At 42.7% G+C, this 21,654-nt stretch carries 22 protein-coding genes; all 22 read right to left on the bottom strand.

The genetic code is table 11. From position 1 onward, the window contains the following. Positions 1-171: 171 nt before the first annotated feature. Positions 172-951 (bottom strand): L-threonylcarbamoyladenylate synthase, encoded by a 780-nt coding sequence (locus GMD1S_RS00580; protein ID WP_000160511.1) that lies wholly within the window; start codon positions 949-951, stop codon positions 172-174. 26 nt (positions 952-977) lie between these two features. Further along, complete coding sequence (gene leuD / locus GMD1S_RS00575) at positions 978-1,571, bottom strand: 3-isopropylmalate dehydratase small subunit (RefSeq protein WP_000410622.1); 594 nt, start codon at positions 1,569-1,571, stop codon at positions 978-980. Positions 1,572-1,580: 9 nt separating this feature from the next. Continuing rightward, positions 1,581-2,963, bottom strand: a complete 1,383-nt coding sequence (leuC, locus tag GMD1S_RS00570) for a 3-isopropylmalate dehydratase large subunit (protein ID WP_000907564.1) — start codon at positions 2,961-2,963, stop codon at positions 1,581-1,583. 3 nt (positions 2,964-2,966) lie between these two features. Then, positions 2,967-3,236 (bottom strand): DUF1294 domain-containing protein, encoded by a 270-nt coding sequence (locus GMD1S_RS00565; protein ID WP_000700091.1) that lies wholly within the window; start codon positions 3,234-3,236, stop codon positions 2,967-2,969. Beyond that, positions 3,233-4,270: a 3-isopropylmalate dehydrogenase gene (leuB, locus tag GMD1S_RS00560; RefSeq protein WP_000162515.1), complete on the bottom strand. Its 1,038-nt coding sequence runs from the start codon at positions 4,268-4,270 to the stop codon at positions 3,233-3,235. The genes GMD1S_RS00565 and leuB overlap by 4 nt, the downstream gene beginning before the upstream one ends. Before the next feature lie 11 nt (positions 4,271-4,281). Continuing rightward, the gene (locus tag GMD1S_RS00555; protein WP_001233217.1) at positions 4,282-5,844 is read right to left on the bottom strand and encodes a 2-isopropylmalate synthase; all 1,563 of its coding nucleotides are present in this window, start codon (positions 5,842-5,844) and stop codon (positions 4,282-4,284) included. A 314-nt stretch (positions 5,845-6,158) separates the two neighbouring features. Next, on the bottom strand, positions 6,159-6,815 hold the full coding sequence (locus GMD1S_RS00550; protein ID WP_000461598.1) for an MmcQ/YjbR family DNA-binding protein: 657 nt from the start codon (positions 6,813-6,815) through the stop codon (positions 6,159-6,161). Positions 6,816-6,858: 43 nt separating this feature from the next. Next, complete coding sequence (locus tag GMD1S_RS00545) at positions 6,859-7,491, bottom strand: copper homeostasis protein CutC (RefSeq protein WP_000638819.1); 633 nt, start codon at positions 7,489-7,491, stop codon at positions 6,859-6,861. Positions 7,492-7,584: 93 nt separating this feature from the next. Beyond that, positions 7,585-7,944 (bottom strand): YbaN family protein, encoded by a 360-nt coding sequence (locus GMD1S_RS00540; RefSeq protein WP_001220350.1) that lies wholly within the window; start codon positions 7,942-7,944, stop codon positions 7,585-7,587. Positions 7,945-8,050: 106 nt separating this feature from the next. Beyond that, positions 8,051-10,138, bottom strand: a complete 2,088-nt coding sequence (gene topA, locus GMD1S_RS00535; protein WP_000179626.1) for a type I DNA topoisomerase — start codon at positions 10,136-10,138, stop codon at positions 8,051-8,053. Positions 10,139-10,255: 117 nt separating this feature from the next. Then, positions 10,256-11,104: a DNA-processing protein DprA gene (gene dprA / locus GMD1S_RS00530; RefSeq protein ID WP_000705331.1), complete on the bottom strand. Its 849-nt coding sequence runs from the start codon at positions 11,102-11,104 to the stop codon at positions 10,256-10,258. 82 nt (positions 11,105-11,186) lie between these two features. After that, a complete protein-coding gene (locus GMD1S_RS00525) occupies positions 11,187-11,810 on the bottom strand; it encodes a hypothetical protein (protein ID WP_000734762.1) in 624 nt (207 codons plus the stop codon). Between the two features lie 144 nt (positions 11,811-11,954). Continuing rightward, positions 11,955-13,778 (bottom strand): translation elongation factor 4, encoded by a 1,824-nt coding sequence (lepA, locus tag GMD1S_RS00520; RefSeq protein WP_001047194.1) that lies wholly within the window; start codon positions 13,776-13,778, stop codon positions 11,955-11,957. A gap of 78 nt (positions 13,779-13,856) precedes the next feature. Further along, the gene (locus GMD1S_RS00515; RefSeq protein ID WP_000133319.1) at positions 13,857-14,585 is read right to left on the bottom strand and encodes a metallophosphoesterase family protein; all 729 of its coding nucleotides are present in this window, start codon (positions 14,583-14,585) and stop codon (positions 13,857-13,859) included. Beyond that, complete coding sequence (recN, locus tag GMD1S_RS00510; RefSeq protein WP_000923548.1) at positions 14,586-16,253, bottom strand: DNA repair protein RecN; 1,668 nt, start codon at positions 16,251-16,253, stop codon at positions 14,586-14,588. It abuts the gene before it with no gap. Positions 16,254-16,259: 6 nt separating this feature from the next. Next, positions 16,260-16,691: an arginine repressor gene (locus GMD1S_RS00505; RefSeq protein ID WP_001034394.1), complete on the bottom strand. Its 432-nt coding sequence runs from the start codon at positions 16,689-16,691 to the stop codon at positions 16,260-16,262. After that, positions 16,684-17,499, bottom strand: coding sequence for a TlyA family RNA methyltransferase (locus tag GMD1S_RS00500; protein ID WP_001041059.1), 816 nt, complete (start codon positions 17,497-17,499; stop codon positions 16,684-16,686). Before GMD1S_RS00500 ends, GMD1S_RS00505 begins: the two co-directional genes overlap by 8 nt. After that, positions 17,492-18,367: a polyprenyl synthetase family protein gene (locus GMD1S_RS00495; RefSeq protein WP_000743798.1), complete on the bottom strand. Its 876-nt coding sequence runs from the start codon at positions 18,365-18,367 to the stop codon at positions 17,492-17,494. Before GMD1S_RS00495 ends, GMD1S_RS00500 begins: the two co-directional genes overlap by 8 nt. After that, the gene (locus GMD1S_RS00490; RefSeq protein ID WP_000043226.1) at positions 18,364-18,576 is read right to left on the bottom strand and encodes an exodeoxyribonuclease VII small subunit; all 213 of its coding nucleotides are present in this window, start codon (positions 18,574-18,576) and stop codon (positions 18,364-18,366) included. Before GMD1S_RS00490 ends, GMD1S_RS00495 begins: the two co-directional genes overlap by 4 nt. Next, positions 18,554-19,894 (bottom strand): exodeoxyribonuclease VII large subunit, encoded by a 1,341-nt coding sequence (gene xseA / locus GMD1S_RS00485; RefSeq protein WP_000417445.1) that lies wholly within the window; start codon positions 19,892-19,894, stop codon positions 18,554-18,556. The genes GMD1S_RS00490 and xseA overlap by 23 nt, the downstream gene beginning before the upstream one ends. Before the next feature lie 128 nt (positions 19,895-20,022). Then, positions 20,023-20,661 (bottom strand): uridine kinase, encoded by a 639-nt coding sequence (udk, locus tag GMD1S_RS00480; protein ID WP_001181372.1) that lies wholly within the window; start codon positions 20,659-20,661, stop codon positions 20,023-20,025. 111 nt (positions 20,662-20,772) lie between these two features. Continuing rightward, positions 20,773-21,651, bottom strand: a complete 879-nt coding sequence (truB, locus tag GMD1S_RS00475) for a tRNA pseudouridine(55) synthase TruB (RefSeq protein ID WP_001013282.1) — start codon at positions 21,649-21,651, stop codon at positions 20,773-20,775. Positions 21,652-21,654 lie beyond the last annotated feature (3 nt).

Here is a 21,654-nt window from a genome sequence, read left to right as displayed (position 1 = left end):
CATTTCAAAACACAATATTTAATGATAATTCATTTGACTTTTGCTAAATTATCTTCTAACCACAGTCCACTCCTAGAATATCATATCTATTTAAAAAAGAAAAGAATTTCCAAAGAAAAAGCCCAGTGTTAGGAGCTTCAATGTTTCTTAACACTAGACTTCTTTTCAATATTAATAATACTCACCCTGACGGTAGTCCCATGAGTTAAAGGTATCTGACAAATGCATCATGATTTTATCAATGTCAAGCCCTTTGCGGATAACAACTGGCGCTGGTGAGATTGAACGGTCTCCTCCTTGTTCTGGGATGAGTTTGCCGTCCTTATCGACCATTGATACCATCACACCTTGCTCGTAGCGAGTTTCAATCGTTTTGTCCGGTTGGATGGATGCCACATAGTCGTCTGCTTCGATGACAAGGTCCACTGCTCCTTCGATACGTTGACCGATACCTTCCACCTTACCACGGTTTCCTTTACCAGATGGGTTGGCTGATGAGGCATAGACCATTTTACCTTCTTCCCAAAGTTTAGCAGCCAGTTGTTCACCAGATTTACCAAACTTGATGACAAAACAGCTAGTACCACGAACGTCAGTCATGAGTTCTTCACGGCCATCACCGTATGCTTTGAGTTTTTCAAAAGCTTCTGGTTTCCAAGGAAGGATACAACCTAGGAGAATGTCTTCGTCCCAATGTTTTTGGTAGAAGGCTTCAATTTCTGGGTTGAGTTGTGCTAAAGCACGTAGCTCGTCCATGCTACCACAAAGTACAACACCTGGTTTGTTACGGTTACGCTCTTTAGCTTCAAATTTGCGTTCAAGACCTGCCTTATCGCTCGTCATGATAATGTAACCAACTTTTGTAGGGCAAACGATACATCCGCCCTCACCTTTTAAAATGTCATAGCCTTCTTGTGAAAGTGTACCGTTCCATTGAATGTGTTTTGTCATAGTTCTATATTTCCTTTTCTATTTTTCTATTCCTGCCAGTAGGCTGGTCGTTGTTTTTCATAGGCAGCAATCAAATCTTCATACTGCAAAGTAATACCGATATCATCCAAACCATTTAAGAGCTTGTGTTTCCATTCGCTATCAATTTCGAAAGTGAATTCTCCAACTGGTGAGATGATTTTTTGTTGTTCCAAGTCTACAGTTACCTGGTCGGTCGGTTTGAGTTGGGCTAGCTTTTCTCTAACCTCCCTAGGCTGAACAATAGGCAACATACCATTATTGAGTTCATTATTGTAATGAATGTCCCCGAAAGATCCTGCAATCACGACCTTAAAACCATAGTCGGCTAGAGCCCAAGCTGCGTGTTCCCTTGAAGAACCTGCCCCAAAGTTATCCCCTGAGATGAGGATACTGGCTTTACGATATTCAGGTCGGTTAAAGACAAAGTCTGGATCCTCAGTATACTTATCGTCCAAATAACGCCAAGCATACATGAGGTACTTACCAAAGCCTTTCTTATCAATTAACTTGAGAAACTGCTTGGGGAGGATTTGGTCAGTGTCAATGTTATCATTCATGAGAGGAACGGTCGTTCCCGTATAAACTGTAAATTTCTCCATATCCTCTCCTTACTGGGCCTCTGGCATTTGCCGAACATCTACGAAGCGCCCTGCGATAGCCGCCGCAGCTGCCATAGCTGGACTGCAAAGATGGGTCTTAGCGCCAAATCCCTGTCTGTCTTCAAAGTTACGGTTGCTGGTTGAGGCACAGTGAACCCCATCAGGAACCTTGTCCGGATTCATCCCTAAGCACATAGAGCAACCTGGGTCTCTCCACTCAAAGCCAGCGTCTAAGAATACTTTATCCAAGCCCAACTTCTCCGCAGCTCGTTTGACAGGACGCGATCCTGGCACTACAATTGCTGTTAGATTGGGAGCAATTTTCTTCCCTTTGACAAATCGCGCAGCCAGCTGTAAGTCACTGAGTCGAGCATTGGTACAAGACCCGATAAAGATATAACCTAGTTCAATATCCGCTGGCTTTTGACCAGGCTCCAAGTCCATGTAATGATAAGCACGTTCATCGTTCATATCCTTAATTTCTGGGAAGCTACTGTCAAAGTCAACGCCCATAGCAGGATTGGTTCCCCAGGTCACCATAGGAGCCAAGTCTGAGACATCCATCCGGATAACCTTATCATAAACAGCATCGTCATCGCTGACAAGCGTCTTCCAGTCAGCAACAGCCTCCTCGAAAGCTTCGGGAACACATTCCCGTCCCTTGAGATAGTCATAGGTAGTCTGGTCTGGATTCATGATTCCCATCTTGGAGCCAAACTCGATGGACATATTGCAGATGGTCATTCTCTCTTCCATGCTCAGTGCATCAATGGCTTCTCCACGATATTCAACCACATAGCCAACACCACAGGCAACGCCGTACTTGGCAATTAAGGCGAGAATGTAATCCTTAGAATAAACTCCTTTTTGAGGAACACCAGTGAATTCTACCAGCATTTTCTTGGGTTTAACTTGCCAGAGTGTCTGGGTAGCAAAGACATGCTCGACCTCACTGGTCCCAATCCCAAAGGCGATAGCTCCGAAAGCTCCGTGGGTAGCTGTGTGGCTGTCTCCACAGACGATGAATTTTCCTGGTTGTGTCCGTCCTGTCTCTGGACCTACCATGTGAACGATTCCCTGCTTTTCAGAACCGTGGGCAGCATGTTCAATCCCAAACTCCTCAACATTTTCAGCAAGCTTATCAATTTGAGCCTTGGAAATGACATCTCGAATATCATAGATGTTGACCGTTGGTACATTGTGGTCAAAGGTTCCAAATGTCAAGTCTGGTCGTCTCAATCTGCGGCCTGCATCTCGTAATCCTTGAAAAGCTTGGGGACTAGTCACTTCATGAATATAGTGCTGGTCCACATACATGAGTTGGGGCTGCCCTTCTTCTCCTGTGATGACATGACGGTCCCATAATTTATCAAAAATCGATTTTCCTGCCATCCATTACCTCCAAATAAAATATAAGGCTACTAGTGTGGTCACCATCCCGAGAAACCAAACTGTTTTAAAATACCATTTTCTAGTCTTGTGGTGAAAGGTGATTCCTGCCAACCAGGCACCAAAACCACCACAAGTAAGGGCTAAAATGAGTAAGATTTTCTCTGGTACGCGCCAAGCACCTCTTCTTGCCTTGGATTTGTCAATGCCATAAATCAAGAAAATCAGCAAATTCCAAATCAAGAGAGCAAGCGTGATTCCTTCATTTATCTTCATAATCTTTCAATGATGGCTTCTGTCATTTCCTTGGTTGAAGCCTGTCCTCCTATATCTCTTGTTAAAATACCAGCCGCTAAACTAGCTTCAACAGCATATTCGATACGCTCTGCATCCTCATAAAGTCCAAAACTATCTCTCAACATCATGGCAACAGATAATATCATGGAAATAGGATTAGCGATTCCTTGACCTGCAATATCGGGTGCCGAACCGTGAATAGGCTCATAAAGACTTGGCCCCTTTTCAGAATGACTGGCTGATGGCATAACACCAAGAGTGCCTGATAGAACGCTTGATTCATCAGATAGAATATCTCCAAAAAGATTTTCCGTCACGATGACATCAAACTTGCCAGGATTGGTAATCATAAGCATGGCAGCTGAGTCCACCAACTGGTCTTCCAAGGTCACATCTGGGAAATCCTGCGCGACTTCCTCAGCTACTCTGCGCCAGAGTTTTGATGTTGCTAGAACATTTTGCTTATCGATACTAGTAACGAGTTTTCTCCGATTTCTTGCAATTTCAAATGCCTTGCGAATAATCCGCTCTACTTCTTCGTAGCTGTAGTCGTTGATATCACGCGCTTTTCGCTCTTCAAGGATATGATCCCCAAAGTAAATCCCACCTGTCAACTCACGCACCACGACAAAGTCTACACCAGCAATTCGTTCTGGTTTAAGTGGTGATAAATGCTTGAGACTATCAAAGATTTTTACAGGCCGAATATTGGCATAGAGATTGAGTTCCTTACGAAGAGCTAGCAAGCCTTGTTCAGGCCGAATTGCCGCCCCATCATACTGGGGACTACCGATAGCCGCAAGGAGAATAGCATCTGCTTCTCTACATGCCTTGAGGGTTTCATCAGGTAAGGGATGCCCCGCAGCATCAATACCTGCACCTCCAAAGGGGCATCTATCTATCTCATAGTCAGAGCCCGTTTTTGAAGCTAGAGCTTCCAGAACCGCTAAACCAGCTTCCATAATTTCTGGACCGATTCCATCCCCTGCTAGAGCTACTATTTTCTTTGTCATAGCCATCTCCTTTACACACTAGGCATGTCTCGGTAGGAAACGCTATGCCCCATCTCACCTGCATTCTCTTTTTGAACAAAGGTATTAGCATTGATATAAGCAATAGCCGAAGCCTTCAATACATCGAAATCGAGGCCTGCTGCGTTAAAGATGGTTTCTGTATCTCTGTTTTCAACAGTAACCAAGACACGAGCTTGAGCATCAATTCCATCTGTCACAGCATCAATGGTATAGGACACCAAGCGAACAGATTGGTTAAAGAACTTATCGATAGCGTTAAAGATTGCTTCAACGGAACCTTGTCCTGTCGCATTAAATTCGACTTTTTCACCATCCATATTAGCCAGACTAACAAGCGCTTCAATGTCATTGTCTGCATGAGTTTGAAGTTGTAAATCATCAAAATGGAATCCTTCTGGATTTTCAACCATGGTTCCAGCTACCAGAGCTCGAATATCTGCATCTGTGATTTCTTGTTTCTTATCTGCCAGTGCCTTGAACTTAGCGAAGAGTGGTTTGATATCCTCTTCTGTAAAATCTAGGGCCAGTTCTCTTAGTTTTTCAACAAAGGCATGGCGACCTGACAATTTACCAAGTGGAAGACTATTGCTCTTGACACCGACCAATTCAGGTGTGATGATTTCATAAGTGAGAGGATTTTTAAGGACTCCATCTTGGTGAATACCAGACTCGTGAGAGAAGGCATTACCACCAACCACAGCCTTGTTTTTAGGAACTGGAATACCAGAGAAGCGAGAAACCATTTCAGACGTATTCATTGTTTCATCCAAAACAATATCACTAGTTGCTTGGAAGAAATCCTCACGAATCTTCAAAGCAACAGCTACTTCTTCAAGAGCAACATTACCTGCGCGTTCACCGATACCATTAATAGTTCCCTGGACACGTCCAGCACCATGTTTAATTGCTGTCAAAGTATTTGCAGTTGCCATACCGAGATCATCGTGACAGTGGACACCAAAGACAACTTTATGATCTGATTTAATATTTTCAGTCAAGTGATCAAAGATACGTGCAAACTCTTCTGGAGTCGTAAAGCCAACTGTGTCAGGGATATTGATATAAGATGCTCCTGCATCGACCGCTGTTTGAACGACTTGTAATAGGAAATCCAACTCTGTTCTAGTCGCATCTTCAGGAGAGAATTCGACGATTTCAAACTTAGAACGAGCATAAGAAACATGTTCCTTGATAGCTTCTAAAATCTCTTCCTTGCTCTTATTGAGCTTATACTTGCGGTGAATCGGACTGGTAGCGATAAAGACATGAATTTGAGGATACTTGGCATCCTTAAGCGCCTCATAACAAGCATCAATATCAGATTTTACAGAACGAGCTAATCCTGTCACTGCAGTTTTTTTCATGGCTCTAGCAATTTTTTGAACGGCTATAAATGAATCTGGACTAGCAGCCGGAAAACCAGCTTCAATTACAGAAATTCCCCATTTCTCCAGCTGTCTTGCAATGGAAACTTTTTCCTTTATTGAGAAGTTAACACCAGGTGTTTGTTCCCCATCACGAAGGCTTGTATCAAAAAATTCAACTTTACGCATAAGATTTCCCCTTTTCCAAATGTGGTTTTAAAAAAACATCTCGCTTAGAAGCCCAAGCGAGATGTTGATTTACTCCCGCTTGGTAAGCCAAACAGGACTAATGCTTTTGCACTAGCCCGAGTACCTCAACAACAAAGCAAATTGATTAAACTTAGCTGTTTTCATGTTTGACTTTCTCCTTCGTTTGATATCTTGTTTAGTATTTTAGCATAGCTAAAAACACTTGTCAAGAAAAAATCCAATATTTTCTGAAAATTTCTTCAGTAAAGAATATTTTGCTAATTGAAAGTATTTGAAAACTCAAGTAACTTTCCTTATTTTTTCACAGTCAAGTTCCAACTTCTTTCGATGAGTTCTATCACTTCTTCATCTTGCAAACTATCATCAAGCGCCAGACTAAGCCAGTAGCGTTTATTCATATGAAAAGCTGGATAAATACCCTTTTGTGAAAGCAGGTCAGCTACTTGGTCGTGTTTGAGGTTGATTGCTTCGACTAGCCCTTCTCTGCCCTTTTCCAGCTTATCCCATGGGATTCTCATTAAAACAGCATACCACTTTTGATTGCCTCCATGGCGCAATACAGCTGTATCAGGTGACTTTTCCCACAAATACTCCAACTGATTACCATACTTTTCCTGAATCTGATCCATGATACGCTTAGTCTGAGGGCAGATAAAATCCTGCACATCAAAACAAGCCTTCCGAATTTGATAGAGAATCTCCAGACAAGCTTGACGAACAGTTCCTACAAAAGTCCCTCTCATGCTTTCCATATGGACTTGAGGATAAAGGTCACCAGTCTCCTGATCAAAAACTTGAAAGCTCACTTTATCCGTAGAGGTGGATACTTTCATGACAAAGGCTCCATCCAAGATCTGTAAACTGTAGGTCCAGACTCCCTCGTTTTCTATAAAACCGTAGGCACTGGCTTTTTCTTGATTAAACTGATAGGATTTAAAAATTTCAAACATAAGTGAAAACTGCTACCCAAAGCTAGCAGTTCCTTTCTATTTTTTAAAAGACAACCTTAGTTCCATGCAATTGTGTCACACCCAGCTGGTCGATAAAGGTTTGACGGTTGTCCAAGTCAATCCCCCCACCTGGTAGAATTTCAATTTTACCAGCTGCATGTTTCAAAATTCTGTGATAATGAGCGAAACGTTTCTCTAGCGAGTCTCCAGACACACCAGCACGAGTTAAGATACGAGTGACTCCGGCTTGGCTGAGCCAGTCAATGGCTTCCAACTGGTCTTCATCACTCAATTCATCAAAGGCCATGTGATAGACAATTTCCATTCCTTTAGATGCGGCAATCAGCTTTTCAAGATTAGCCTTATCCAACTTCTTATCAGCAGTTAAAGCACCAAATACAACACCTTGACTTCCAGCCTGAGCAGTCAAACGAATGTCTTCTAGCATGATCGCTATTTCAAGATCAGTATAGACAAAGTCGCCACCACGGGGACGAATCATGGTCATAATGGTCGTGTCGTAGTTAGCTGCCAGTTCAACCGCTGCCTTGGTCACTCCATAGCTAGGTGTTGTTCCACCCACTGCTAGATTGTCACAAAGTTCGATTCGACGAGCTCCAGACTGCATCGCTTTTTCTAGCAAGGTCACATTTTCAGCACAAAATTCGTAAATCATTTGATTCTCCTTGATGTTTTCTTTGAATTTATTATATCATATTATTTTAAATATGCTTTCATTTTTATCAAGGCAAATAACTACTATTTTTATCTATTCTTTGTCAGGAATGACTTTAAAGAGATAGTAGGTGATAAAGATAGTCAAGGCTCCCAGACCAATTTTAACAGGTAAGAGAGGAGCGAAATAGATAGAGATTCCCATCAAGATATAGATAGATACGATGATTTTTTTCTTGCGTTCACGCGCTATAGACTTGGTTTCCCGAAAATCAGCCACATAGGTCTGATAAAGCTTTGTATGATAAAGCCAGTCTTCAAAACGCTTAGAAGATTTTGAAAAGCAAGCGATAGCTAACAAAAGAAAGGGTGTTGTTGGCAAAAGTGGTAGGACAACTCCAATAACAGCTAAAGCCAGTGAAATAAAGCCAATACAGAGATAAATAATACGCATGATTTCTCCTAGATAAATTACTCTTCCTCTAGTTTCGCATACAAGGGGGAAATTTGTCAAGCATCAACAAAAAAGAGCCTGAAATTCATTTTCAGGACTCTTCATTTTATTTAATTTTCTCTTCTTCGTAGTCGCCATTACTACATACAACCTGCTTGCCACCACCACGGACTTTTTTCTCCACAAGGAAGTGTCCGCATTTTGGACAGTCACGGCCAATTGGTTTATCCCAGGAAGTAAACTCACATTCTGGGTAACGATTGCAACCATAGAAGATACGATTGCGCTTGGTTTTGCGTTCGATGATTTGTCCTTGATGACAGCTCGGACACTCGACTCCAATCTCTTTGACAATGGCTTGTGTGTGACGACAGTCTGGGAAATTACTACAAGCATAGAATTTACCAAAACGACCGAGCTTAATCACCATCGGACTGCCACAAACTTCACAGTCAAATCCAGCAGGCTCATCCTTGATCTGGATTTTTTCCATTTCAGATTCAGCCTTGGCTACTTCTTTAGAGAATGGTTTGTAAAAGGTGTCAATGACACGTTGCCACTGCTCTTTACCAACTTCGACATCATCCAGTTTTCCTTCCATCTCAGCTGTGAAGGTCACATTGACAATATCTGGGAAGTATTCAACGATGAGTTTATTGACAATTTCTCCCAGTTCTGTCGGTTCAAAACGTTTAGCTGCCAGACGAACGTAGTAACGTTTTTGGATGGTTTCAATGGTCGGAGCATAGGTTGACGGACGTCCAACTCCATTTTCTTCCAAGGTCTTGATAAGAGTCGCTTCTGAATAGCGAGCTGGCGGTTGGGTGAAATGTTGCTCTGGCTTGCTATTGACCTGCTTGACCACATCCCCAACTGCCATATCTGGCAACATTTTGTTCTTGTCAGAGTCGTTGTAGATAGCAAGATACCCATCAAACTTAACTTGGCTTCCATTTGCCGCAAACTGAACCCCATTTTGAGATAGCTTAACAGCCATGGTATCAAAGATAGCTCCCGTCATCTGGCTAGCCACAAAACGGTTCCAGATAAGGGTATAAAGTTTGAGCTGGTCTTTGTCCAAGTACTTAGCGATGCTTTCTGGTGTGTTAAAGACGCTAGATGGACGAATGGCTTCGTGGGCATCTTGAGCACCTGAGGCATTCTTGACCTTGCTACCATGCTTGGAATACTTGCTACCAAAACGGTCGTTAATGTAGCTTGCCGCTTCATTCTGAGCCACAGGACTGATACGAGTCGAGTCTGTACGCATATAGGTAATCAAACCTTGCACACCTGATCCGATATTGATCCCTTCATAGAGCTGCTGAGCCACCATCATGGTCTTTCGAGTACGGAAATTAATTTTGTTAGCCGCATCCATTTGCATGGTTGAAGTCGTATACGGTAGGGGCGCATTGCGTTTGCGTTCTTTCTTATCTACCTGGTCTACTGTGAAATCTTTACTAGTCAAATGGGACAAGACTTCTTTGACCTCTTCATTGGTGGTCAATTTCATCTTTTTGCCATTCATACCATAGAAAGAAGCTTGAAATTGCTTGGTTCCCTTCTTAAAGACTCCATCAATTGTCCAGTATTCTTCTGGTTGGAAGGCATTGATTTCATTTTCACGATCAATGATGAGCTTAAGGGCAACAGACTGCACGCGTCCTGCTGATAAGCCCTTCTTGACCTTTTTCCACAAAATTGGCGAAATTGAATACCCTACCAAGCGGTCCAAGACACGACGAGCTTGTTGGGCGTCGACCAAGTCCATATCAATCTTGCGAGGTTCTTTAAAGGCATTTTTTACTGCGTCTTTAGTGATTTCATTAAAAACTACACGGTTGGCATCATTCTCATCCAAATCAAGGATATGAGCCAAATGCCAGGAAATTGCTTCTCCTTCACGGTCCGGGTCACTCGCCAGAAAGACTTTATTGGCCTTTTTAGCTTCCTTTTTCAAGTCATTAATGAGAGGGCCTTTGCCTCGGATATTGATATACTGCGGTTCATAGTTATTTTCAATGTCGACTGACATACTGGATTTTTTCAAATCACGGATATGCCCGACACTGGCTAAAACCTTGTAATTTCTGCCTAGATATTTCTCAATCGTTTTCGCCTTGGCAGGCGACTCCACGATGACTAGATTTTTTTTAACTGTTGATTTTTTCTTCTTTGTTGCCGTAGCCACACTATCACACCTTTTCAAAGTAATAAACTTTATAAAGTGTAAACCATTTTTCTATAGCTGTCAAGACTTAACTTCTATATATAGAAGAAAAGTTTATCTGAGTGAACAAATTTCTCCTTAAAATTCAAACTCTGCCAGCACATCTTGACCACTTGTGACTAACTTTGCCCCCTCTTGGATCAAGTGGTGGCAACCATCTGAATGGCCATCAAGAATGTTCCCTGGAATGGCAAAAACATCGCGTCCTTCCTCCATGGCACGTTCACAGGTAATGAGACTCCCAGAACGCATTCTTGCCTCTGCGACGATCACACCACGGCAAAGGCCAGCAATGATGCGATTACGAGCTGGAAAGTGAAATTTCAAGGGTTCTTCACCTGGTCCGTATTCGCTAAGTACCAAATGGTGATTGCCAATGTGTTCTTGCAAACGTTTATTGGCACGGGGATAGAAAACATCCAAGCCTGTTCCAATGACGGCAATCGTTCTTCCTCCATTCTGGAGTGCAGCCATATGGGCAGCCGTATCAATCCCTTTGGCTAAACCACTGACCACGATTAACTCGTTATCCAAACCTTGAATGACTTTCTGAACCGACTTTGCTCCCTGACTCGAACATGAACGACTCCCTACAACAGCAACCTTTGGAAATTTCAATAAATCTAGATTCCCTTTATAAAACAAGAGCACTGGAGCATCATAAATCTCACTCAGATCCCAAGGATAACAGTCATCAAGAATCGAGAAGGATGGAAATTTCTGAAACTCCTTCTCCAACTGTGCATCATCTATCTGGAAATAGCGTTCCATAAAGACAGCAGGATTACGGCATCCAGATATTTCTGCAATGTCACCTAGCAAGAGCTCCTGATCTACAGTCTCGTCGTATTCAAGAACATTTAAAATTTGTTGATTGGTCAGCCCAGCTTTTCTCAATTTGTAAATCTCATAGTTTGTGATCTTCATATACAACCCCGTTTCTTTTGCTACTCATCTATCTATTCGTAAAAAAAAATAAAAAGAAGACCAAGGATCTTCTTTTTTTCATTTATTCAGCTTTAGTAGTTGACCAGCTACTTTCAACCATCGGTAAGATTGTTTTTAAAGTTTCCCCATCCCCTTCAAGTGAAACATAGCGGATTTTACCATCATTTGATCGGAAAACCCAAGTAACGAGGTATTTACCTGACTTAGCAATTGCATTGACAACATAGGCTTCATAACCTCCAATTGTCGATTTGGAGCCCCAAACCTTACTGAAATCAGAGCTTTGTTCTTTGGAAGTTAAAATACTAGATGAGACAGTCACTACATCCAGTTTAGCATATTCTTCTTCGCTGATATTAAACTGCTCAGCCTTGAAGGTATTTAACGTAACAATGTTGATATCTGTTCCATCACAATACTGTATATCGTTTCCACCTTCTACTTCATGAAATCGAACCCAAGATTTGGGTACCTTGACAAAACCATATTCATTCGAACCGATGATTTGAGTCTCTTCCTTCTTCGCTTCGGAAACAGTAGAGCTAGAGCTACTCGTTTCCTGACTGCTAGAAGAACTAACAACTGCAGACGAACTTTCTTCGGTTGCTGTTTGCGATTTATTAGAGCATGAAGCTAGAAAAACACTAGCAGTAACTACAGTACCTAAAATTAATAATTTTTTCATCCTACCACCTTTCCATCTGCATTATAAGAAAAATAAGGACTTCTGTCAAATTTTAACCTAATCAATTCTATTAGTTTCCGATTTTATCGCTCTCATTTAAAGCAAAAACTCTTGAAAAATCTTCAAGAGTTTTGTTTTCTATTTCTATTCTTCATCCATGCTTAAGACGCTAAGGAAGGCTTCTTGTGGGACTTCTACTGATCCGATAGCTTTCATGCGTTTCTTACCAGCTTTTTGTTTTTCAAGAAGTTTACGCTTACGAGAAACGTCACCACCATAACACTTGGCAAGTACGTTTTTACGAAGGGCCTTGATATCCGTACGAGCCACAATTTTGTGTCCAATAGCTGCTTGAATCGGCACTTCAAATTGTTGGCGAGGGATGATTTTCTTGAGCTTATCAACGATGAGTTTCCCACGTTCGTAGGCAAAGTCCTTGTGAACGATAAAGCTAAGGGCATCGACCTTATCACCATTGAGAAGGATGTCCATTTTAACCAGCTTAGATGGACGGTACTCTGACAATTCATAGTCAAAGCTTGCATAACCACGTGTCGAAGACTTGAGCTTATCAAAAAAGTCAAAGACGATTTCAGCAAGTGGAATTTGATAGATAACATTGACACGATTGTCATCAATATAGTCCATGGTCACAAAGTCCCCACGTTTGCGTTGAGCTAATTCCATAACTGCTCCGACAAACTCCTGCGGTACCATGATTTGCGCCTTGACATAAGGTTCTTCAATGGTCGCGATCTTAGTCGGATCTGGAAATTCAGAGGGGTTAGACACATCCATAGACTCACCGTCAGTTTGGTTAACCTTATAGATAACAGACGGAGCTGTCATGATGAGGTCAATATTGAACTCGCGCTCTAAACGCTCTTGGATAACATCCATATGGAGAAGTCCAAGGAATCCACAACGGAAACCAAATCCAAGGGCCTGAGATGTTTCTGGTTCAAACTGCAGGCTGGCATCGTTGAGCTGCAATTTTTCAAGGGCTTCACGAAGGTCATTGTACTTGTTTGATTCGATTGGATAAAGACCCGCAAAGACCATAGGATTCATCTGCTTGTATCCATCTAGCGGTTCTGCCGCTGGATTGCTTGCTAGAGTAACTGTATCACCCACGCGCGTATCTTGAACCGTCTTGATAGAAGCCGCAATATAACCAACGTCACCAGTCGCAAGAAAATCACGACCAACTGCTTTCGGCGTGAAAATACCGACCTCCGTCACATCAAAGATCTTGCCATTGCTCATGAGCTGAATCTTATCGCCAGGTTTAACCACTCCGTCCATAACACGCACTTGCAGGATAACCCCACGATAAGCATCATAAACTGAGTCAAAAATTAAGGCTTTTAATGGAGCTGAAACATCACCAGTTGGAGCTGGCACTTTTTCAACGATCTGCTCAAGAATCTCTTCAATACCAATACCAGCTTTGGCTGAAGCCAGGACCGCTTCGCTGGCATCTAGTCCAATGACATCCTCAATCTCTGTACGCACACGCTCTGGATCAGCTGCTGGTAGATCAATCTTGTTAATGACGGGCAAGATTTCCAAATCATTATCCAATGCTAGATAAACGTTGGCAAGTGTTTGTGCTTCAATCCCTTGGGCCGCATCAACCACCAAAATTGCTCCTTCACAGGCTGCTAGTGAACGCGACACTTCATAGGTAAAGTCCACGTGCCCAGGTGTGTCAATCAAGTGGAAAATATAGGTCTCACCATCTTTCGCAGTGTAATTAAGCTCAATGGCATTGAGTTTAATGGTAATCCCACGTTCACGCTCAAGATCCATACTATCCAGAAGTTGGGCTTGCATTTCACGACTAGAAACCGTCTCCGTCTTTTCCAAAATGCGGTCTGCTAGCGTTGATTTCCCATGGTCAATATGGGCGATAATAGAGAAGTTTCGAATCTTCTCCTGTCGTTTTTTTAATTCTTCTAAGTTCATGATGCTCTTCCTTTCAGGGTATCTATTAATTATAAATTGTTTTTAACATTTTGACAAGACCATACCCTGCTAGGAGTACTAATCTTCGGCAATAAAGCCATCATTTTCGATAAAGTGGTGTTCGGTCATTCCTTGGTCTGTAAAGATGATTCCATGAAGGACACCACCATAGACAGCTCCTCCATCCATACCAATCTTGCCATCCTCTGTTATCCAAAGCTCAGCTGTACCTCGGTCTTGCTTGAGCAAACCATAAACCGGTGTATGCCCAAAGACAATCGTTTTTCCAGTATGATTTTCAGCTTCGTGGAATGGCTTTCTGAGCCAGACTTTCTTATAATCTGTGGTTTCATGCCAATCATCCAAGGTCAAGTCAATACCCGCATGAACAAAGATATACTTGTCTGTCTCCACCACAAATGGCATTTGACGAATAAATTCGACCAAGTCTGCCGCTTCAGTCGCAACACGCTTGGCATCTTCTACGCCATCAACTGGTGCATCCAAGGGACGACCTAAAATAGAGTTAATAGTTGTATCTCCACCATTGCGACGATAATGGTCATAGCTTTCTTCTGGGTCATCGAGCCAAGTCAGAAACATATACTCGTGGTTTCCTGATAGACAGATAGCTCCTTGATTGTCGACCAAGTCTTTGACCATTTCTAGAACACGGCGACTGTCTTCACCACGGTCAATCAAATCCCCTAGAAAGAGCAACTGGGTGTGACCATCCCATGTTTTGAGAAGGTCTTCCAGCATACCTGCTTTTCCGTGAACATCTCCAATTACATAATAGTCTGTCATTTATTTCTCCCTCGTTTGCAATAATTCTCTAGCTTGGGTAAGGGCCGCCTCTGTTACATTTTCCCCAGCCAACATTTTAGCAACTTCCTCTACTCGTTCTTCTAAAGTCAAGAGACGAACTGTCGACACCGTTGAGTGCTCATCGCTAATCTTCTCAATAAAGAATTGATAATCCGCGATGGCAATCACTTGTGGAAGGTGAGAGATAGCAAGAACCTGACCATGCTGGCCAATCTTATGAATTTTTTGAGCAATGGCCTGGGCTACACGACCTGAAACTCCCGTATCCACCTCATCAAAGACAATACTGGTCTTGCCTTCCTTACGAGAAAAGGCTGACTTGATAGCCAACATAAGGCGGGATAATTCCCCACCAGATGCAACTTTGACCAAAGGCTTAAAGTCTTCACCTGGGTTGGTGGAAATGTAAAACTCGACCGTTTCATTCCCCTCACGACTAAATTTGCCCTTGCTAAAGCGAACTTGAAATTGAGCCTTCTCCATATAAAGATCTTGCAACTCTTGTTTTATCTCAGCTTCTAGCTGCTGGGCCAAGTCATGGCGAGCTGATGCAAGCTGCCCTGCCAAATCAACAAGATTAACTTCCAATTTCTTGAGCTCTGCTTCCATATCTTCGGAAGAAAGGTTATTTCCAGTCAAGAGATTGTACTCATCCGTAATCTTGGCAAAATAAAGCAAAACGTCGTCCACAGTTCCACCATACTTGCGAGTAATCGTATTCAGAAGATCTAAGCGATTCTCAACCTGCATGAGGCGATTGCCATCAAAATCCAAGTCATCAATAATATCTTCCAAACGCTTGGTAATATCTTCTAAAACATAGTAGGTTTCTGATAGAGAACTTGAAATTTCACGGTATTCAGGGTCATACTCTTCGACACTTTCCATGTCATTCATGGCTGAACGGACATTAGCAAGACTGGAGAATTCCTCATTGTCTAACATGCTATAGGCATTGGTTAGCGTATCCGCAATATTTTTATGATTGAGGAGTTTATCTCGTTCTTGGTTGAGAACCAAGTCTTCACCAGCCTGCAAGTTTGCAGCCTCAATCTCTGCCATTTGAAATTCCAACATCTCAATACGAGCCTTGTGTTCCTGTTGGTTTTTCTTGACTTCCAAAACCTGCTTACGCATTTTGCGATAGGCATCAAAGCTCGTCTGATAGGTCTCCTTCAAGTCCAAGAAAGCAGCATCACCAAACTCATCCAACATCTGGATGTGCAGTTGAGGACGCATTAACTCCTCTTGGTCATGCTGACCATGGATATCCACAAGGTGTTGCCCAATAGCACGCAAGACAGAAAGATTGACCATCTGACCATTCACGCGACTAACACTACGACCATTTTGCAAAATCTCCCGACGGATGATAATCTCATCCCCCAATTCTAAACCTTGCTCATCAAAAAGTTCCTGTAAAAGGCGACTATTTTCAACCGAAAAAAGTCCCTCAATCTCTGCCTTTGGCGCACCGTGACGAATAACATCTGTCGTTGCACGAGCCCCCAACATGAGATTCATAGCGTCGATAATGATAGACTTTCCAGCACCCGTTTCTCCGGTCAAAACAGTCATACCCTTTTCAAAATTGAGTGAAATCGCCTCAATAATGGCAAAGTTTTTTATCGAAATTTCAAGTAACATACTGACCTACCATTTTTTGACTTGTTCAACAATTTCCTCAGCTGCCTCTGCTGTTCTAGCTACAATTAAGATAGAATCATCATCAGCTAGACAGCTAAAAATCTGTTCAGAAAATGCTTCAACCAACTGACTCTTCACAAAAATAGTATTTCCAGGAATGACAGCAAGATTGATCATATTTCCCATTAACTCAGAACTCACAATATTGTCCTCAGCCAACTGCAAACTTTTGACGACTGATTTTGGCAACTCATAGATATAGGTGTTGTTCTTCAAAGGAATTTTAACAATCCCAAGCTCCTTGATGTCCCTTGAGACAGTGGCTTGCGTAGCAGAAATACCTGCTTCCTTTAAGTGCTCAACGATTTCTTCCTGAGTCCCAATTTGATAATCTGTAACAAATCTTCTAATTTTTTCAAGTCTCTCTTTTTTATTCATCTTTAAATTCTCTATGTGCTCTCTCTACAACTTTTTCTATTTCAGGAGCAACTTGGTTACTTGCTCCATCTTCCTTTTTCAAATATGCCAAAAATTCGATGTTTCCATGTCCACCTTGGATTGGTGAATAGTCTAATCCAAACACTGAAAAACCTTGTTCAACTGCCATAGCAGTGACAGATTCAAGGACATGTTGATGAACCTTGGCATCGCGAATGATTCCATTTTTCCCAATCTGCTCACGACCTGCTTCAAACTGGGGCTTAACCAGAGCTACAATTTGACCTTGATCAGCCAAGACACGGTGCAAAGCAGGCAAAATCAGACTGAGGGAAATAAAACTCACATCAATACTGGCAAAGCTCGGTTCCTGCTCAAAGTCAGTCTTTTCAGCATAACGAAAATTAAACTGCTCCATGCTGACAACCCGTGGGTCTTGACGTAATTTCCAAGCCAACTGATTGGTACCAACATCGACTGCAAAGACCAACTCAGCACCATTTTGCAACATGACGTCAGTAAATCCTCCAGTGGAGGCCCCAATATCAATCGTGGTTGCGCCATCCACTGATAAATCAAAGACCTGCAAAGCCTTTTCCAGTTTTAGACCACCTCGACTGACATACTTGAGTTTTTCACCCTTGAGTTTTAGTTCAGTATCATCTGGGATTTTCTCTCCTGGTTTGTCAAAACGCTCCCCATTAAGGACTGCTACGACTAGACCAGCCATGACACCACGCTTGGCTTGTTCACGCGTTTCAAACAAGCCCTGTTTATAAGCTAGTACATCCACTCTTTCCTTAGCCATTGATTCTCAAACTTTCTACTACTTTCACAATCGATTCTATCTTGAAGGGAACCTGTTGGGCAATTTCTTCTAATTTTACATTAGCTTGATCCAGAGTTTGGTTACAAAAGGCAATCGCCTCTTCCAAGCCCAACAAGGCTGGATAGGTTGACTTTTCTGCCTGCAAATCCTTTTGTGGAGTCTTCCCGATTTCCTCAAAACTAGCGGTCATATCTAACACATCATCCCTGACTTGAAAGGCAAGGCCAATCAATTCACCAACCGTTTTCAATTTTGCTTGGATTTCTGGTGCTAATTCAGCTATGATAGCAGCTGCTTGAAAGGGATAAGCTAGCAATTTTCCAGTTTTATTAGCATGAATGGTCTGGAGTTCTTCCAAGGACAAGTGCTGGTGTTCGCCTTCCATATCTAAAACCTGACCTGCAACCATTCCCAGACTTCCTGAAGCAAGGGATAGGTTGGCAATCAAGTCCACCTTGATCTGACTTGGCAAATCCGCCTGCGCTATTAAGGCATAGGGATCTAGGAACAAGGCATCTCCTGCCAATATTGCCATCGCTTCGCCAAATTTCTTATGATTGGTCAAGCGTCCACGACGATAATCGTCATCATCCATAGCAGGAAGGTCATCGTGAATCAAGCTCCCTGTATGAATCATTTCCAAGGCCGCGGCCACCTGCGCGTGAGCAGGTTTAATAGCGACTTGCAAGGCTTCCAGAACCTCCAACAAGAGAAAAGGCCGAATACGCTTGCCCCCAGCATGAATGGAATAGAGAACGGACTCTCGCAAACTAGAGGCAAACTGCTGGTCTCCATAAAAATCTTCCAAGGCAGACTCGACAAGAGCTAATTTTTCTTGCTTCTTCATTCAAAATCACTTTCTGTTCCGTCTTCTTGCATGACCTTAACCAAGGTCTTTTCAGCCTTGTCCAGCGTCGCTTGGAGCTCTTTTGACAAGACCATTCCCTTTTGAAAGGCGGCAATCGCATCTTCCAAAGCGATTTCACCATTTTCTAAACTTTGGACAATGGTCTCCAGTTCTGCTAGATTTTCCTCAAATTTCTTTTGTTTTGACATCTTTAACCTCTAATTCTACTTGACCATCTCGCATCAAAAGCGTCACTTGGTCTTTTTTCTTCAAACTCTCAACCGAGTCTACTACGGACTCTTCCTTTTTGACAATAGCATAACCACGCGCCACGATTCGACTGGTATCCAACATCAGCAGAGCTTCTGAAAGTCGCTTCACTTCAGCAACCTTGGCATCATAAACCAGCGCCATTTGGCTACGTAGGAGCTTGTCCAACTGGCTTAAGCGATCTTGATAGCGTTGGATTTTGGTAACAGGTGATAATTGGACTAGTTGATGCGTCCTTGCTTGAACTAGCTGTTTATTATCAGAAATCTGTGTTCGCAAACTTTGTTTTAAGCGTAGTTGTAGTTGATCTAACCGTTGCAAATAACCATCATACAAGCGCTCTGGCTGTCTAAAAATCACAGACTGACTGCATTTTTTCAGAGCTTCTTGTTTCTTAGATAGGACATTTCGGACTGCTGTTGACATCCGTTTTTCTTGATTTTGCAAATGAGTCAAAAGATCCAACTTGGTTACAGGTGTTGCCAGTTCAGCTGCAGCTGTTGGCGTCGCAGCACGACGATCGGCCACAAAGTCTGCCAAGGTCACATCCGTCTCATGCCCAACACTAGAAATAACTGGCAAACGAGATTCAAAAATAGCCCGTACCACGATCTCTTCGTTAAAAGCCCAGAGATCCTCGATGGAACCCCCACCACGACCAATGATGAGAACATCTAGGTCCTCACGTTGATTGGCACGCGCAATATTTCGAGCAATTTCCTCCGCAGCTCCATCACCTTGTACCTTGGTCGGATAGAGAAGGATATCAACACCTGGAAAACGTCTGCTGACGGTCGTGATAATATCTCGAATAACAGCTCCACTGCGACTGGTTACCACACCGATTCGCTTAGCAAATTGGGGAAGAGGTTGCTTGAATCTCTCTTGAAATAGACCTTCTTCCGTCAATTTTTTCTTGAGTTGTTCAAACTGAATCGCGAGCGCCCCAACCCCATCAGGCTCAGCTTTTTCAATGATGATAGAGTAGCTCCCGCTGGGTTCATAGATTTGCACACGCCCAATCACATTGATTTTCATTCCCTCTTCGAGGTCGAAACCCAATTTTTGATAAATCCCTGACCAGATGGTCGCTTGAATGACTGCATGGTCGTCTTTTAGGGAGAAATATTGGTGAGTAGGTCGTTTACGAAAGTTGGAAACTTGACCAGTTAAATAGACCCGTTCCAAGTAAGGGTCTTTATCGAATTTCATTTTCAGATACTTGGTCAAAGTTGTTACCGATAAATACTTTTCCATCTCCACCTACTATTCATTTTCTTGCTTTTCCATGGGTATTATTATACCAAAAACATGCTTAAAAATCACCTTTTTCCTACTGAAACTAAAGGAAAAATAGAAAAAGGAGGCTAGGCCTCCTCATCTGATTATTTACTGTTTCGCGCTTCTTCCAAAATCTTTGCAATCTTGGTCGTCAAAAGGTCGATAGCAACGGTATTGCTGACTCCCTCAGGAATGACGATATCGGCATAACGCTTAGTCGGCTCGATAAACTGGTGGTACATAGGTTTAACTACACCTAAGTACTGCTCAATGACACTGTCAAGGCTACGTCCACGCTCCTCCATATCACGCTTGATCCGGCGAATAATACGCACGTCATCATCTGTATCCACAAAAATCTTGATATCCATCAAATCGCGCAGACGCTTGTCCTCCAAGACCAAAATTCCCTCAACGATAAAGACATCTTGAGGCTCCTGACGATAGGTCTTGCTACTCCGTGTATGCGCTGTATAGTCATAAGTCGGGATGTCCACCGGGCGCCCTGCCAACAATTCCTTAATTTGCTCAATCATTAAGTCTGTATCAAAAGCAAAAGGATGGTCGTAGTTGGTTTTGACACGCTCTTCAAAGGTCAAGTGAGACTGATCCTTGTAGTATGAATCATGCTCAATCATGGAAATCTTTTCATCAGGAAAATGCGATAAAATGGCTCTTGAAACACTGGTTTTTCCTCCACCAGAACCACCTGTCACTCCGATAATGATTGGTCTATTTTGCATGCTATCCTCCGTTTTTTTATCCGTCGTCTATTCTATCATATTTTTTTCAAAATTTATAGTCTGGTTTGGATAGTCTAGGGGAAACAAATCCATCCCCACACTCCAGTTAGACTAGCCAAAAACCTTTCTTGGTTTGTAGAAATTGTCCCTTTTTTCTAAAATGGCAAGCAATTTATCACCTTCAAAAGCAGCCAATTCTTTGTCCGTTTGGTCTAGCTCGATAAAACGACCAAAGCGCACTTCTGTAGCCTCTTCTGGACTTAGGAAAACTTTGACAAGGTCCCCTGTACCAATCTCAAGAGGGTGGAGAAAGTCAAGTTGACCAGCCTCAACTCTTTCGGCAATTTCTTCCAAGGTAAGAGCCTCATCTAACTGCAAACCTGCAGCACTGGTACGTGTTAGGTGAGACATATGGGCCGCATAACCCAGCTTCTCTCCCAAGTCAACAGACAAGATACGGATATAAGTCCCCTTACTACATTTCACACGAAAAGTGAATCGTGCAAGTTCGCCCTCATAAGAAATCGGACTCGTCCGCTCAAATTGATAAATGGTCACCTGACGTTCTGGACGCTCCACTTCCTGACCTGCACGCGCATACTCATAGAGCTTGCGACCATTGACCTTGACAGCCGAGTACATAGGTGGAATCTGAGTAATAGGCCCAGTCAGACTCGCAATCGCTTCATCGACAGTGGTTTCATCCAAGGGCGACAAAACAGGAGTTTCTGCGACTACTTCCCCACTAGCATCCTCGGTCGTCGTTGAATAGCCGAGAGTGATTTCCCCCTCATAGACCTTGCCCTCATCCTGCATAAACTCGACCATGCGGGTCGCCTTGCCCACCGCAATAGGCAAAACACCCACTACATCCGGATCCAGGGTCCCACCATGACCGATTTTCTTTGTTCCCAAAATCTTACGCAGTTTAAAAACCGCGTCATGCGAAGTCATCCCCGCTTCTTTTTTTAAGTTAATAATACCGTTCATCTG

The sequence above is a fragment of the Streptococcus sp. GMD1S genome, assembly GCF_000296875.1.
GTDB lineage: Bacteria > Bacillota > Bacilli > Lactobacillales > Streptococcaceae > Streptococcus.
This window is presented reverse-complemented; position numbering and strand designations above follow the sequence as displayed.